1 pseudogene is annotated in these 533 nt (G+C 71.3%); it reads right to left on the reverse strand.

Annotated elements, in window-relative coordinates:
• A pseudogene (locus tag FK530_RS25380) lies at window positions 1–430 on the reverse strand (hypothetical protein); the annotation flags it as partial.
• Between the last annotated feature and the right edge of the window lie 103 nt (window positions 431–533).

A 533-nucleotide genomic window follows, 5' to 3' on the forward strand; every position in this document is an offset into this window, starting at 1 on the left:
CGCCGCAGTCCTCCAGACCATTCTGGGCATAGGACTGCTCCACGATCGAACAGGTCACCGAATCCGGTTGGAGGTCACAGGCAATGTTGCCGGAGGGCGTGACGATCGTCGTGGCAGCCACGGCCCCGTTGGGTGCGGGGTACTTGACCTCCCCGCCCGCAGTCGCGCTGGGGGTGGGGGTCGACGAGGGCGACGCGGTGGAGGACTGGGCGGTGCCGGAGGCCGGGGTCGGCTGGTCCGACTCGCCGCCACCACTGGCACCGCGGAAGATCGCCCACACGACCCCCAGCAGGACCAGTGCCGCGACGACCAGGACCGCCAGGGTGATGCGTGTGGCCTTGGAACCACCGCGGCCCGGCCCGCCCTGCCCGTCATGTCCCTCCAGGTTCCCGTTGGGTACTCCCTGGACAGGCGTCGCATTCTGCGCCAACGGAGCCCCCGACCCACCTGTCGGAGCAAAGACGGGAGCGCCTCCCTGCGCGCCCGGTCGCACATGACCGCGCGCGGCGAGCGCCGCATCCACGCGCGGGTCA

This window comes from Tsukamurella conjunctivitidis (genome assembly GCF_007858475.1).
In the GTDB taxonomy this organism is placed as follows: Bacteria; Actinomycetota; Actinomycetes; order Mycobacteriales; family Mycobacteriaceae; genus Tsukamurella; species Tsukamurella conjunctivitidis.